Source organism: Lactobacillus melliventris (assembly GCF_042679465.1).
Taxonomy (GTDB): domain Bacteria; phylum Bacillota; class Bacilli; order Lactobacillales; family Lactobacillaceae; genus Lactobacillus; species Lactobacillus melliventris.
This window is the reverse complement of sequence record NZ_JBHTMT010000007.1, coordinates 1-15,285: the sequence shown is the minus strand read 5'-3', so window position 1 is coordinate 15,285 and position 15,285 is coordinate 1. Positions and strand designations below refer to the sequence as shown.

The following is a 15,285-nucleotide window of genomic DNA, read 5'->3' as shown; positions in this document are numbered from 1 at the left end:
CTCACGTTACTTCTTTTATTGAAAAGACACTTTTTCCCATTCTGAAACTATGCTAATATCGCATCTTTTGGCTATAAAACCCGTCAATTAGGGCTTAGCGATTTTCCTCTCACGTTACTTCTTTTATTGAAAAGACACTTTTTCCCATTCTGAAACAACGCTAATATCGCATCTTTTGGCTATAAAGCCCATCAAATCAGTATTTCCTGATTTCCCTTTGTGTTATTACTTTTTTTATCCACAGCTTAATATAGTTCTGTTGTTTTTACTGAGTTATCCACATCTCCTCACGTTACTTCTATTTTCTTATAACGTTATGGTTTTATTTCCTCTGAAGTTACTTCTAATGATACAAAGTTGTCCTCTTACGTTACTTCTAACTTCCCATTACGTTATAGGTTTAACTGCCTAAAACCTAGATACCGTTGAACCTATAGAATCCTAAAAGGATTAATTAAAAGGAATATTAAAAGGAATATATATAAAGGATATTAAAGGAGACACCCAATGAATAAAAGATATTAAACTTTATCTTTTAATTTTTCGATTTTTGGAATCAAGCCTCTTTTATTTTTAAATCACTGTAAATTGTAGACAATAACAATTACGACTAATTACTTATTTATACACATTAGTAAGTTTTTTAGTTAATTTTAAACGAAGGAGTATATCTTGCTTTGACCAATGCAAAATACGTATTCATTGGAATACATAAATACAATCTAAAGGAGTTATCTAAACAATATAACCTAACTTATTCTAGTGTTAAAAAATTTTACAATTTGGGTTATCGAAATAATTTGCTCCTCGAAAAAGCAAAAAAAGCTGCCCGACCTGCTTATAGACTCAATGGAAATCTATTTCACTCGCGTAACGAAGCTGCTAAATACTATCAGATTGCAAAATCTACTTTGTACCGAAAAGCAAACAGTGAAGAATTGGGTACAATTGAAAGGTGCGTTGTATGATTAAAAAAAATATCAGAAATATATCTAAATGCACTTTAGAACAAAAAAATGCAACTGTTGCAACAAACGACCTGGTAAAAATGATTTCTCAAAGTACAGGCTATCCTACAAAAACTGTAAAAAAATTTCTTAATGAATTTGAATATTTAATTGTATATCTTGTAATTATTTGTGGAACGCCAGTAAAACTTAGAAATTTTGGAACATTTTGGCGCAAACCTATAAAACAAACCAATGACAATATAGCCAAGATCAATAAAAAAAGAGGTTTAAGAGGTAAAACTAATAGAAAAAAGAAAGGATATTTATTAACCTTCAGAACAGGACAAACTTTAAAACTCAAATTACGAAATCCACAAAATTTAGAAGAAAATAATTAATAGAAGACTATTTATATAATTAAAAAAGTTCCCAATAGTTGATACAGTGTACAACTACTGGGAACTTTTTATTTGCTTTTCAAGAAAATAAAACACTTTAAAAGTAATTTCACCAAAAGTGTTTCCACTGTTTATTAATGTTATCTTTTTGCTGTTTATTAGACTTTTGTGTCCACCAAAAGACTTTTATCACTCCCAATATTTTTCGACGTGGAACAAAACCAAAAAAACGAGAATCATTAGAAATGTTTCGATTATCTCCCAAAACAAAATATTTGTTTTTTGGTACATAAATAGAATTTCTATTCTTTTTCCAATTATTTGTTTTTGATAGACTTTTAAAACTCCAACTTTCGTTATTTGTGTTTTTTGGATTTTTAATATAATTTTGCTTTATAGGACGTCCATTAACATTGATTTGTCCATTTTTACAAGTAACAATATCACCCGGTTTTCCAATAATACGCTTAACATAGAGTTTCTTTGTCGTTAATGTCGGATCAACTCCATTAGCGTCAAATACAATTACGGAACCGCGATGTAATGGTATTGTCATTAAAGCCCAAACATGTTCTCTATTGTTTAAATTAGGTAGCATTGAAGGACCAGATACCGTTGTAGGTTTTGCAATATAGGATACGAGTCCAAAAGTTAACATGACTAATGTTACCGGTAGCCATAACCAATTCCAAATTAGTTTGATAATTTTCATATCTAATTCTGCCCCTTTTCAATTTTTACATAAATAAAGCTTATTCAAATATTGATTAGAAAACATGATAATTATTTTTTCGATAAAAGGGCTACTTTATTTATTTTTGCAGTTTCAGATAAAAAAATTTTTCAACTTAGGCTAAAGATTTTAACGCCTTAGCCGTTAAAAAGTAGCTATTGAATTCATAGTTAGTATAATTTTGTCTCTTTTTATACAAGTAATGTAAACAACAAAAATTAAGGTACTATATTTTCGAGAGGAGTAGCTATAAATGAATAAATATTCTAAGCCCTTATTAATCATTGAAGATATTGAAAATCCACAAGTGATATATGATCTATACGTCCAAGTGGTAGAGAATGATGAAGATGCAAATTATGTTGTTGATGAGTGGTTCAATGTTTTTGCAAAAGACTTTAGGGGAAGAGATATTAGTAACCGAGCTGTCTACGACACAAGTTTAGTCAATTATACAAAGCCTGGGGATTATCCTGTTGAAGTTTCCGTAATGGATGACAATCTGAATATGTCCGTTGTTTCTTTTACTATCCATGTTTTGACTATAAAAGAAATTAAGCGAATAGAAAAAGGGTATTCGATAAGTAGAAAAAAAGGTGAAAAAAATATCATGCTAAGTAATAAACTTTTCTATTTTACTTTAGGTATATTTATTTTTGGAATTATTATTTTTACTTATTTCGATACCTTTTAAGAAATTGAAAGTTAGTGTTTTTGAATACATAGTATAAATTTCTCAAAATAAAAAACAGGTCATATCAATGACTTGAAGGATAGCTTAACAGCAGGTTTTTCTGGGACTTAATTAAAGTAATATAAATTGTAGAATTATTAGTATTATTATTGGCTTTTCCTCTCGTGTTCTAAAAGTTTATTTTTATATCTGAGATTTTGATATTTAACAGCCAAAGTTTTGAATTCTTTGTATAGTTTTGAAGGAATAATTACACTATCCTTACTACTTTTGATATTTAATTTTTGTGTTCGGATTATATTTTGAATATTTAAGTCAAGGCTGTTCAATTCTGTGTTACTTAAGGTTAAGGTTAATTCTTTACCATTTATATTAATTAAAGCAATGGTTGTATTTAGATCACTTTGATACTCTAATACAATTGGTAGCGGCTCTATTTTATTTCTCACAAATCATACCTCCAACTTTGGTGATGTTATGATATTTTATTTTCTTCTTAAATTTTAAAACTGCACGGATATTTTCATTAATTTGTTCCATTTTGACCAAATTTAAGAAATAGACACACTATTTTTTTTAATTGATAGATTGTTAACTATTAGTCAGGAGGGCAATGATCTATGGTAAAGGGAATGTTTGGCGGATTTTTTACAAATAAAAGACGAGCAAACGGTGAAAGCCAAGAATTAAGTAAGAAAAAGGACGTTTTCAAAAAGCCCGCTAAAATTCGAGAAGAAAAAACTAGCGATAAGAAAGACAATGATATACAAACTGTTGAAAAGGAGCTTAAGTTAAAGACTAACCAAGAAAAAGATTCAAACAAAATAGCAAAGCCTATCATAGTTTCGTTTTATTATAACAAAAAAAAAATTAGGAATGACTTTGTATTTATTGACAATATTGGTGTTGTACTTGACTGGAACAAACTGCCATCTATACCGGGTTATCATTTAAAAAATAATAAGAAAGCTAATTATAAAATAACTAATGTTCAACAGTACGTGAAATTAAACTACATAACTACTGAAAAGACTTATAATTTAATACCAGTTACAGAAGATTTAAAATTAATTAATCTTAAAAACCCAAAGTATGTTAAAGGAAAACCAGGAGAAACTATCTCATCTAAGTACTATCCAATTGTAAGGGGTTATCGCCCATACGATTCTCGTAAATATATTTTCCCTGATACTGGAAAGGACATTCAAATTGTATATACTCCAACTGCGAGCATCATCAATTTAACAAATGAGACAGAAACTGGTGAGGTCTTAGCTAACAGAGTTATCCATGGCAAAACAGGTGGATCGTACTATATAAACCCTAAGAGCCAAGTTTTTTCAGGATACCAAATTTCTAAAATGCCGAAGAATTTAACAGGGAAATTTTTACCAGATAATTTAAATTTAACTATTAAATATGAACCAGTTGAAAGCAAAATTATTGTTAGTTTTCTTAATAAAACTGGAAAAGCCATTCACAGTCCTATAGAATATCAAAAACGATATAGAGACACTTATACTATCAAATTACCAACTATTGATGGCTACGAATTAGTAAGTAGTCCATCCCTATTGACTGGTTATTTTGATAAAATAACAAAAAATGTTGTTCTACGTTATAAACGTACTACAGTTTCGTTTATGATTAATTATTGGTTTGACACGGACTTCAAGCACAGTGCTGGAAAGAGCTACAGGGCTTCTGGTTTGGTTGGCAACCCGTACGCTATCCATGTGCCTGAGAAAGAAGGTTATCAATCAGAAAGGAAAATAATAAAAGGAAAATTTAGTGCTTTTGAAAACAAAGATGTAAATATTGTCTATAAGCAAATGGAAACTGTAGTTCATGTAATATTAGTTGATGAGACGGATCATCAACTAACAAATACTGAACAAATAATAAAAAGGGGATATTGGGGGCAAGAATTTAAGATTGCTTTACCAGAAGTCCCTGGTTATAAGCGCCCCTTCCCTACCCTTAAAAAAACTTATTTTTCTGAGCATCAAACTGAATTAGTTCATTATTCAGCAAAGGAAGAAAAAATAATAGTCAATTTCATTGATAAAAAAACTAATAAACCAATTATTGGTTATAGTCCACAAGAACATAAAGGCTTAACTGGAACAACGTACAACATTGAAGGAGAAATGATTGAAGGATATCAACTGATAAATATTCCGGAAAATGCTAAAGGTGTTTATGCAGCTGACCCTATAATTGTTAACATGATATATGAACCTAATCCTTCAGCAATAGTAGTTCATTATTTTGATTCCACATTAGAGACTATTAAAAAAACGCAAGTTTTGACAGGCTATTTTGGCAAACCTTACAAACTTATAACCGATATACCCGGTTATAAGCTTATTTCTGCAACAGATAAACTAGCCGGTAAGTTCCCAGCTAGTCGTCTAGACATTAACATAATGTATGAGGCGACGGATGTCAGCTTTACATTAGTTCCAACAGACCAATTTGGTAAAGAAATTGATTCACAGCAAAATATTACTATTTATGGCAAAGCTGGCCAAGAGTTTTCAAATGAAATGCCTGATATACCAGGCTACATTTGTAATGTAAGTGAAGTTTCTGGAAGAATAAAAGCGACTTATAGACATAAGCACTTTCCTATTCCATACGAGCCTAAAGAAGAATTAATTACTGTACATACAATAATTAAAGGTGGGAATTATTCAGGTATGCATCTCTTTCAAGATTTTACACAACCGGGTCCAATGGGTAGTACATTGGAGTATGAACTTCCACATATAAAAGGATATACTCCAGATACCAAAAAACTTTCTATAAAATATACTAGTGAGTCTCAAGATGTTACAGTCTTTTATACCGTTGATAAGGAGAAATATCTTATTCAATTTATTGATGAAGACAATAATCTTGTTGGTGGTATGCCTGAAGCAGAGGGATATTATAAACAAGCAATTGATATATCCCATAATGTACCTAAAGGATTCCACTTGCCTGAAGGTGTAGATTGCCACGTCTACCTTGACGGAGTGCACAATTACCAAGTGCTTGTTATCGCTGACCGTTTAACTGTTGAATTAATAGCTCAAGATCAAAGCGGAAAAAGTTTGGGGTCACGTAGACAAATTGAAGGAAATTATCATGAGGTAAGAGAAATAAGTGCTTTACATGTTCCAGGCTATAATTCAACGCAGGGTAACAAACTAAAGATAAAATTTGAATTAGGGCAAATCACTTATCCGATCACATATGAACCACAAGAGCGAACACTAACTGTTAGATATATTGATGCGGCCACTGGAAAAAATATTAAGGAACCACAAATAATTCATGGTAAATTTAATCAAGAATATGATGTTTCTGCGGATAGAATTAGTGGATATATAGCAATTAACCGTACACGTGAGCATGGCACATATGGCTTTGAAAACATAGAAATGGTGTTCTTGTATCGAGCTATTAGTGATAATATTAATCAAGCAAGTACTCCTTTGGAACAAATTATCAAAGCAAGTGAAAACGGCAGTTTATTACCTAAAAATGCTCAAAAAATAGTTAAGCCTAGCGAATCAACAAATACTGGAATAAAAATGACTGATTTTTCTAATGTAGCTCCCCTATTGCCAAATATAGGACACTTTGAGCAACCATTACCAAAAGAAAGGTCAGATGGATTTTTAACTGTATCGAGAAAAGTTTAAGAGGTATTATAACTGCTTAACTATAAAATTTTATTGAACTTTATAAAAAGATTGTCCCTCTGCTAATCAAGACCGTTTATGCTAGAATTTATAGCAAATAGTTATCTTTTTAGAGATCTGGAGGTAAACAGTGAACCCATTTTATAGACAACGTGAAAGAGGAATTGACTGGAAACTTATAACTTATCAGCTTTCTCTTTATAATGTACCCCCTGAAGAAGTTATGCATAAGCAGAAGCAATTACAAATGTGTATGGAAAGCTATAATCTTACGGAAACTGATCTAGTAGAAATAATCGTGCCCCTACTTAAAGATGATAAGAAAATAAACATTGATCTGATAGTAAATACAATAGCTCGAAAATGTCGAACAAAAAAAAGATCAAATCAAATGAAAGAAGCTATTAGAAAAAGCAGGAAAAGCAGCAACAATATAAATCTTAGTAATAGTGAGAAGAGGCTTTTAGATAAAGTAGAAAATACTTCTACTTCTGACTTTTTGTATTTGCTAAAGAAACGTAACAATAAGTATGAAAACCTGATAAGGTTGGCATTAAAACATCAGTATAAATTACCTGATGAGCTGATCAATATATTGTTTTATGATTATTTAAAAACTCATAAATATCTGAGGTATGATATTTTTAATAAGATAGATGATTGGCTAGATCATGGAGTTATAACAGCTAAACAAGCAATTGCATATTCTAAAGAAGTTGAAAGCAAGAAACAAGAAATTAATGCAAGGGACGTTTACTGTAGAACTGACAAAACATTAGAAAGTCGTACTGATTGGTCTAAAAAGAATAACTATATATATACAAAAGATGATGAAGCAAAACTAAAAGAATTAGAAGAATGGTTTAAGAACTACGAAAAAAAGTACTCTTAAAATAATTGTCTTCTCAAATCTGTTAAGTGAGAAGACAATTTTAATGATATTGAAATTAAACCCAATAAAAATCATAAAAAAATAGAATGTCTAATTAAGACATTCTATTTTTTTGGATGGTGTTAAAAATTATAAGAAAAAAGTTACTGACACCCTCATTTATAATCAGTATCTTCACTATTTTATTATTTATTATAATTATAGCAGTAGTTGCTGGTGGCTCTCTATCGGATCAAATCAGTAGTTGTAGTAGTGATGCGACTGATTTTAGTATCTCAGCTAAAGGCAAAAATGGTTCTTGGTCGCAAAAAGGAACTAAGGAATATAACATTGGTAAGTCTCTCTTTAACTTTTTAGTAAAAAAAGAGGGCTTTTCTGGAGCTGGTGCAGCAGGAGCTGTAGCTGTTGGTGTAAGGGAAAGTTCATTAAACCCTGCAGCTATAAATGATAAAGGTGGTGTAGCTGGTATATTTCAGTGGTCAGGCTTTACCAATAATGTAAATGGTCATCGAATTACTAATGGTGGGTTTATTCATGCAGGTAAAGTATCAGATTTAACATTGAAGAATGAAATAAAATTAACAAGTTATGAGCTACATCATGATTTTTCTTCCGTTCGTCGTGTTGTGGGTAACGCTAAAAGCCCTCAAGAAGCTGCAAAGCAGTGGTCTGTTTGTTATGAAGGCGTTGCGCTTTCTGATAGTCAGACTAATGAAGCGCAAATACAAAGTGATGCTAAAAAAGCATACCGTATTTTCGGAGGCTCTGGTTTTAAATCTAATAAAAGTTTATTAGCAAGTGCTGCAACATCTGCTAGTAATAGTGTGTCGGATAAGGCTGGGGATGATGAGTGTGATGCTGATTTAGCAGAAAGTGGACCATTATTGGCAGAAGCCCAAAAATTAATTGGCTACTTTACGTATGGTGGTCATACTAAGTCAAGCTATGGAGGTTGGAAAAATCCTAATAAGAATGGACTTACAGATTGCTCTGGATTTGTTTGGCTTTGTATGAAGCGAGCTGGTTATGCAGTCGGCAATGACGCTTTCGATACTGCCACAATGGAAAAAGATGCTAGGGGATCACATAAATTTCTAAAACAGATTAGTGCTAAAAGTGTGCGACCTGGTGATATCATCATCGTCAACGTTGGATCTGGTAATGGTAGTAATGGGCATACGGCTATTATCAAGGGCAATTACAAAGGCTATCAAACCAAAATTATTGAAATGGGTGGGGACGATCATAGTCATGTCCACATTTCTAATATTCATGATTCATTTCTAAGTTTGCTACAAAAAAATGCCAGAGTAATTTGGGCGAGACCGGTTAAAAGAAAATAAGGAGTATGCTTTGAAAACAAAGAAACCTGTTGAGCAATACAAAAAGTCAAGAAAGCTTTTAACAATATGGCTTGCAGCAGCAATAGTAACAGTAATTATAGTTCTTGGAATAATAGCAATAAGTGTAAATATTTATCGACATTATAATTTTTTAGAAATAAGACAGAAAGACCAAGCGCACCAAGAGCAAATACGTAAAACTAAGTCAAAGCCAAAGTTTAAAGAATATCACTCTAGTCACAATGTCGGAAGTACTCGAAGTAAAAACCTAACTAAAAAGCAAGTAAATGAACATATCAAAGCTGATATAAATTTTGCATTTAAAATTATGAAAGCTACTGGTGCTTCGGCTGGCTCAACTATTAATTATAAACAGCTGAATTTCAAGCAGGGGAAAATAATATATAAATACTATAATTCCCTTACACCATTAAATGAATTAAATCAATTAACCAACGTTAGTACTCAAACGGGTTCTAATTATTATGGCCAAAACGGACATAATAAAAAATATAATACTCCTAAACAAGGTGACACCTATGTAATTAATCAAATTAAGACTACATATCTGGATAAAACCTATAATAGTTACATTTACGATGTTTTTTTGCAATATAAAGCAGGTAAATTTAGCGTGAATAGATATCTAGAAGTAACGGTAAATCAAAGTACAGGTGCTATTGCCAGTGTTAAGGGTGAAGGATCTAATTTAAATGAATAAAACCAAGATTAATGAGCATAATAGTAATTTTGTCCTTACTATATTAATCGCTGTTGAAATAGTAATTATTGTTGTTTTATTTTTTTCTGTGAGCTACAACATACATTCCAGTAACTACTACAAGCAGCTCTATCTCACGGAAACAACCAAAAAAAAGCAGCTTAAAGAAAAGGCTCAAGTTTTAACAACAAATTTATCAGAAATTACTTCTGGCAAATTTGATTTACAAGCAAAACAAAAAAGGTTAAATACAATTTATACATTATTAATCAGATCATTGTTTGGGGATGCTAGGTCTACAGATATTATTAAAAATGATGAAAATAAGTATATTCAATATTTTGGCAAGAAAGGATGGAAATTACTAGAAAACATAGCTTTTTCAAATGGTAAAAAAAAGGTAGCTAAGACTAATGATGAAGTTAAAATTGCATTTTTGGATTTTAAAATACCAAATATTACTGTTGTGGCTTATACGAAATTCCAATTGCTAAACTCAAAAGAAAAGAAATGTGGTATTGCATATATAACTACACATTTTAACTTTAAAAATAATTCTGCTTTTAATACCTCAGTTGAAATAGCTTTTCCTCAAAATGATAATTGAGAGTGAAAATTGTGAAAAAAAGTGATAAAAAACATATTTTTGGGTTGCTTGCTTTGTTAATTTTGCTCATGTCATTCTTTTTATTTTATTTTTCGACACAAAAAAATAAAAGTGCTGAAAGATATAGAAAAAGTGAAAATGAGCAAATCTACTTAACCAAAAAAATTAAGCATAGAAAAGCTTATTTGAACAAATTTGCTTTCCAGCAGGCACTAAGTAGTCCCAATTTAAAAGTTAGAAAAAATATAATTCAAATGCAGGCGGCATCCCAAGCTGAAAAGGCAGCAAAGAGGCTCTTTCCTATTCTTCTTAATTACAATAACTCGGATGAATATAACAAAAGAGCCGCTTTAGCACAAAATCTTGTTACTAAAGATGTGATACGTAATAAGAGTCTTTTTGGATCAGATTATATTCAAGGTTCGCATTATGTTGATAGTTCAGAGCTCAAGTCGCAATATAGAAGTCTTAAGTTTGCAAGCGGAGTCATCAACGGTACCAATTTGCCGTTTTTAGTTAATGTCACATTTATTAGCTGGTTTTTTGGCCAAAATAAGGCTGTTACAGACGATATTTACTTTGGTACTTACAATTATGCTAAAAAGAAAATTACGGGGCTTAGACGCTTAAATAACCTTTATCAAAGCAATTTAAATACTACTTTACTTGAATAACCATATAACCTTCTTAAAAAGGATTAAAAATGTATTTTAAGGTTAATCTTACTTTTCCAATTTGCTGTCATAATAATTGTAGTAGTGAGCATGAACTAACATGTACCACATTTTTCCCTTTGTTAAAAAACCCCCCGTTATTTCTATATCACCTTTATAGTTAGAACTGTGTTTATCAACACGTTTTATAGAAAGAGGTAAAACATGAATATTTCTAAAAATGTTTCTGTTACTAGTTCTACTTTGGCAGCTCTTGGAGGCATAACTGTAATTGCACATACGCCTTCATTTGGTATCATTGCCCATGCGGATGAAACACATGCTCAAGATACAGAAAAAGATCCATCCGTTGGAGATAATAATGTGCAAGATTCAACGCAGGTATCAACAATTGATGATGCATACAATGATATTAAGGGAGATATGGAATATGATACTAACCCTTCTCAACATATCAGTATACCTTTTGAATATGATACTCCTGCTCATGCAGCACAATCTTGGGAGCATCGTAAAGATACAGAGATTGAACCTGGTACAGAAAACACACAGACTGATTGGAACATAGCTACAGGGACTAATGGTCATGCAGCGTCTGATACTTCTGCAAATGTAACAGGAGATTCATCAGAAAATAAATTTAATCCAGGAAATCGAATAAATTATTTAGGTGACAAATCAAGCTCTGTAAGAGAAAATTGGGTGCAAATTGAAAAAAATAACCAGGTATATGATGATTTCATTAATGGATACGGGCCGTATTGGGGACCTATATATTGGTCATGGTATTGTGGAGGATATTATCCTAACTCCTCAACTCTTGGTACTACTATTATTGATAATAACAACAATAACAATAATGACAACAGCAATAATGACAATGTAATAAATAATGCTGTTTTTAGTAGAGAAAAAACAAAAAAAGATAAGACGAGTAATTATTGTTACCAAAATGGAACTAATTCAAGTAATCTTAGTCATCATAAAGAATTGACTTTAAATTTCTCACAGTTGTCATCTTCTTTCGAAGATAAAAGTAAAAGCATTAATTCATCAGGAGGACAATTGCCTAGTGAAAATTCTGTTTTGGGAGCCTATGGCAAAAGGATTGAGGATACAAAAAGCGACAATAGCAAAAATAGAATTTTTAAAAATTTAGGAATTGTCACTGATAGAAATGAAGAACTAATACATAAGTCATGTAAGGATAATAGATCATTGTCAGAACAGATAAATAGTCATAATAATAGTGAAACTTACACTGATGAAGATTACAAGAAAGAAGAATCTAATAATAACCTACCTAATACAAGTGGTCTGACAGACAAAAGTCTTGGAAGTACTAATAATAGCTTGCCTCAAACAGGTAATATTGAAAAAGTACAAAAAAGCTCTGTTTTAGGAGCTGGGTTGATTGCTACTACTTTATTTAGTATGGGACTAACAAAGATAAATAATTTAAAAGGTGATTAAGAAAGTCACCTTTTTCTTTTATGGAGTTGTCACCTTTTTTATTTGTAAAAAGTGATGGGTTATAAACGCACAGCTTAATCAAATTATTAAAACAAGGAGCTAATTCAATGCATATGAATAGCAATATAATTAGTCTTTATAATTTAACTAATCGAATTACAGGCCTTCTAGCGATTACAAATATTGTTTGGTGTTTGTTAATAATAATACAAGCCTTTTTTCAGCATGAGGATTTGAATGAGTATGTAACTCAGGATAAAGAAAATCCTGCTAACTGGAAAGTACCTATTATTACTTTGTTCGTTCTATCAGTAAGCGCATTGCTGGTTTACTACACCCCGCTTTGGATTTCAGGGGGCTTAGGATTGTCTACTGTTATCATACCTATTGCTTGCTACTGCACAGAGTTTTATTTTATAAATGACTATCGCAAAGTACTCACCTTACATGTATACAGATCTTGGCATTGGGGTATAGTTTGTTTTGGTGAGTGTTTAGTGTTATTAACTATTTTTTCATCTATAATTTTTTGGATTTTTACAAACGCTGTGACTAATTATTAATAATTGTTTACAAACAAAGTAGTAATTCAGAAATATAAAAAACATAGAATTTGCGAAGTAATACGAAAATCTATGTTTAGTTAATCTAATTTTATTTGCCTGCTGGTATTTATGGCTTTTTACCGATAGCTTTATGTGTATAGTCATACATATCAAATAAAGGATAGGTCAAAGAACCAATACATCCTGTTATATAAGCAACAGCATATAAAATCCATTTAAAGGAATCATGATAACCTATACTATAAATATTAGCAACAATAAGAAAAACTGCTGCTATTGAAATCATTATGGAACGGATAGTCTTAACAAAAAAGTCAAAAAAATTGTTTTGATTTTTTTTAATTTTTTTTGCGCAGAACTGAAAATATCTAAACCAAAAAGGTAAGGTAACAACAATGAAAGTTGTACATATAACCATTAAGTCAAATTTATTTATACTTTTGTTTTTACTTGTAATAACTATCCATATAAAAAAATGAAAAAGAATCAGGAATGACAAATAAAATCCTGTTGTAAAATTAAACTCATCATGCTTTTTTAGTCTATTTGCTAGTCTTTTACCAAACTGTCCATTTATTATTTCTTTATATAAATTATTTATATTTTTAGCCAAAATACTAGGTATAATAATAAGAACTGAGAAGTAAAAAAGAAGTAGACAGATTGTACTTTCTTTTGGGTGTTTAGCTAAAAATAAAGCTAAAACTAAATCTAAAAATAAATTAAAAAGTAAAATACATGCTGATGACAAAATTAAATATATTATTATTTCACATATTATTTTTTTTACTTTATTCATGTCCATATAGATTTTGTTAAAAATAATATTAGGGATTAATAAAACAGCTAACGTCTTAATTATAATTCAAAAATTCTATTTTAGGACTACAATATTAATTTATTTAGCAAATAATTTTTAGCTTTTCTTAAAAGCTAAAAAAAAGGCTGAAAATTCAGCCTTTTTCCTCGTATATAAAGTTTAATTTGGTACTACTCTTTTAATTAAGGAAAGACACTAAGAGCAGTTTCAACTATGAAATTACCAACTAACTTCAAAAATTCTATTAGCAACTGTACCCCAATCGCTATAATTGATATATCCGTGGTAACTTACTGTTAGATAGAGATGGTTTGTACCAATGACTTGGACACTTTCTAGTTCAGTAGGATCATTGCTATTGTCGATATTTCTGTTGCCATCTAGATCAACGTCATCCCACTCTTCGTTGCGAGAAGCTCCCCATGGTATCTTGTAAATATGACGAGGTTCACTGGAGATTGAATATTTAGCAGGTGCATGTTCACTAGAAATGTAAATATTAAGGTCATTATCAATATCATATCCTTGGATTGAGCCAATAACTTTATCATCGGTTAAGTGTGGAATCATAAACGGTGGGTAAGCTTGGACAGGGACTAGTCCTTCAATGTTAAAGTCTGAAGTTCCTGCCGCGTCTAAAGCGCTATTTACGTCATCTAAGTAATACAATGTAAAGTAACCATTTCCTAATTTGTCAATGACTGCAAGTAAGAAATATCTATAGTTTGGTGAAACTGCAGCTTCTGAACGAAGTAAGTCTGTTCCAGCAAGACCAAAGCCGCCAGCTCTATTTAAATAGGATAGTCGTGGCATTTGGGTGTTAGAAGTGTAACTGGCAATGCCTGGAATTTTAACCCTAGCAATTTGCGTATCCCAGTAATATTTACCAGTTAATTTACCTTTGGTGCCTACGAACCAACAACCAGGCTTATTTGCATATTCCCAAGTCTGAGAATGTCCGCCAGCTGAATTGCCAACAAACTTTACAATTGGACTACCAAAAGTTATGTTAGTCTGAGGACGTGCGCGAAAAACGTAATTGTCAGATTTGTGGTGCTGTAAAGCATAAACAAATCCAGAACCAACATTACCTTTTTGAACAACATTGTGGTACAGACCAGTTTTTTGAATTGTCTGAGTACCCGTATTTAAATCATGTAACAGTGATATATATGGATTATATATCTTACTCATAATAATTCCCCTTTTCTGAAAATCAAAAAATTATTGAAAACAAGTTAATATGACTTCGAAGTCACTTTTAATATATCACAAGTATATGAATAAAGCAAACGTATGTTTGCTAAAATTGTATTTTGACTTTAATGATTGTTTATATTTAAGTTACATTAAGCCTTATAGAAAGGCTAAAGTATACGCATAAAATCAAGCGTATAAAAAAGCAAGAAATTTAATAATTTCTTGCTTTTTTATTAACTTTGTAAGTTTCTAATATTCTTCTGGCATTGTTTTTCTTGAAATACCATACACAGAATATTCATAATTAGTTAGGTATGCTAGTTTTCCTTGCATTTGTAAACGTCTCGTGGCTTCTTTGACCTCGGAAATTGTTGCCTTATCTGAGCTATTAATTTCTTTGGCCTTTTTTAGTGCATCATCATAAAGTTTGAAACCAGAAGCTTTATATCCATCAGTATTGTGAACTGCATTTTCCTGATCAATTTCCTTTTGGAGGTCTTTTTTATCTGCTGCAGTTGCTAT

Annotated in this window: 14 protein-coding genes and 1 pseudogene; 10 read left to right on the top strand and 5 right to left on the bottom strand. The window is 31.1% G+C overall.

Features of this window, described 5'->3' with window-relative positions; translation table 11 throughout:
• Positions 1-964 precede the first annotated feature (964 nt).
• Positions 965-1,348: an HU family DNA-binding protein gene (locus tag ACFQ32_RS08030; protein WP_046325889.1), complete on the top strand. Its 384-nt coding sequence runs from the start codon at positions 965-967 to the stop codon at positions 1,346-1,348.
• A gap of 109 nt (positions 1,349-1,457) precedes the next feature.
• Here ACFQ32_RS08030 and lepB read toward each other — a convergent pair whose 3' ends face one another.
• Positions 1,458-2,060, bottom strand: a complete 603-nt coding sequence (lepB, locus tag ACFQ32_RS08025; protein WP_046325888.1) for a signal peptidase I — start codon at positions 2,058-2,060, stop codon at positions 1,458-1,460.
• 274 nt (positions 2,061-2,334) lie between these two features.
• Here lepB and ACFQ32_RS08020 point away from each other — a divergent pair, with 274 nt between their 5' ends.
• On the top strand, positions 2,335-2,775 hold the full coding sequence (locus ACFQ32_RS08020) for a hypothetical protein (protein ID WP_046325887.1): 441 nt from the start codon (positions 2,335-2,337) through the stop codon (positions 2,773-2,775).
• 146 nt (positions 2,776-2,921) lie between these two features.
• Here the strand turns inward: ACFQ32_RS08020 and ACFQ32_RS08015 are convergent, their stop codons facing one another.
• Entirely contained in the window at positions 2,922-3,224 is a 303-nt protein-coding gene (locus ACFQ32_RS08015) for a hypothetical protein (RefSeq protein WP_046325886.1), read from the bottom strand.
• A 171-nt stretch (positions 3,225-3,395) separates the two neighbouring features.
• Here ACFQ32_RS08015 and ACFQ32_RS08010 point away from each other — a divergent pair, with 171 nt between their 5' ends.
• The 8 genes from ACFQ32_RS08010 (at position 3,396) to ACFQ32_RS07975 (ending at position 12,740) form a co-directional block, all read left to right on the top strand.
• A complete protein-coding gene (locus ACFQ32_RS08010; protein WP_046325885.1) occupies positions 3,396-6,467 on the top strand; it encodes a MucBP domain-containing protein in 3,072 nt (1,023 codons plus the stop codon).
• A 130-nt stretch (positions 6,468-6,597) separates the two neighbouring features.
• Positions 6,598-7,359, top strand: a complete 762-nt coding sequence (locus tag ACFQ32_RS08005; RefSeq protein ID WP_046325884.1) for a hypothetical protein — start codon at positions 6,598-6,600, stop codon at positions 7,357-7,359.
• Between the two features lie 116 nt (positions 7,360-7,475).
• Positions 7,476-8,702, top strand: coding sequence for a phage tail tip lysozyme (locus ACFQ32_RS08000; RefSeq protein ID WP_084608726.1), 1,227 nt, complete (start codon positions 7,476-7,478; stop codon positions 8,700-8,702).
• Between the two features lie 10 nt (positions 8,703-8,712).
• Entirely contained in the window at positions 8,713-9,423 is a 711-nt protein-coding gene (locus ACFQ32_RS07995) for a hypothetical protein (RefSeq protein ID WP_046325883.1), read from the top strand.
• On the top strand, positions 9,416-10,030 hold the full coding sequence (locus ACFQ32_RS07990; RefSeq protein ID WP_046325882.1) for a hypothetical protein: 615 nt from the start codon (positions 9,416-9,418) through the stop codon (positions 10,028-10,030). The genes ACFQ32_RS07995 and ACFQ32_RS07990 overlap by 8 nt, the downstream gene beginning before the upstream one ends.
• 11 nt (positions 10,031-10,041) lie before the next feature.
• Positions 10,042-10,704: a hypothetical protein gene (locus ACFQ32_RS07985; RefSeq protein ID WP_046325881.1), complete on the top strand. Its 663-nt coding sequence runs from the start codon at positions 10,042-10,044 to the stop codon at positions 10,702-10,704.
• Positions 10,705-10,908: 204 nt separating this feature from the next.
• Positions 10,909-12,177 carry a hypothetical protein gene (locus ACFQ32_RS07980; protein ID WP_046325880.1) on the top strand — a complete coding sequence of 423 codons (1,269 nt, stop codon included), beginning with the start codon at positions 10,909-10,911 and terminating at the stop codon, positions 12,175-12,177.
• 113 nt (positions 12,178-12,290) lie between these two features.
• Complete coding sequence (locus ACFQ32_RS07975) at positions 12,291-12,740, top strand: hypothetical protein (protein WP_143444041.1); 450 nt, start codon at positions 12,291-12,293, stop codon at positions 12,738-12,740.
• A 109-nt stretch (positions 12,741-12,849) separates the two neighbouring features.
• Here ACFQ32_RS07975 and ACFQ32_RS07970 read toward each other — a convergent pair whose 3' ends face one another.
• The 3 genes and pseudogenes from ACFQ32_RS07970 to ACFQ32_RS07960 all read right to left on the bottom strand — a co-directional run.
• The gene (locus ACFQ32_RS07970; protein WP_167334253.1) at positions 12,850-13,542 is read right to left on the bottom strand and encodes a hypothetical protein; all 693 of its coding nucleotides are present in this window, start codon (positions 13,540-13,542) and stop codon (positions 12,850-12,852) included.
• Between the two features lie 240 nt (positions 13,543-13,782).
• Entirely contained in the window at positions 13,783-14,757 is a 975-nt protein-coding gene (locus tag ACFQ32_RS07965; RefSeq protein WP_046325877.1) for a helveticin J family class III bacteriocin, read from the bottom strand.
• A gap of 255 nt (positions 14,758-15,012) precedes the next feature.
• Positions 15,013-15,285: pseudogene (locus ACFQ32_RS07960) on the bottom strand (hypothetical protein); the annotation flags it as partial.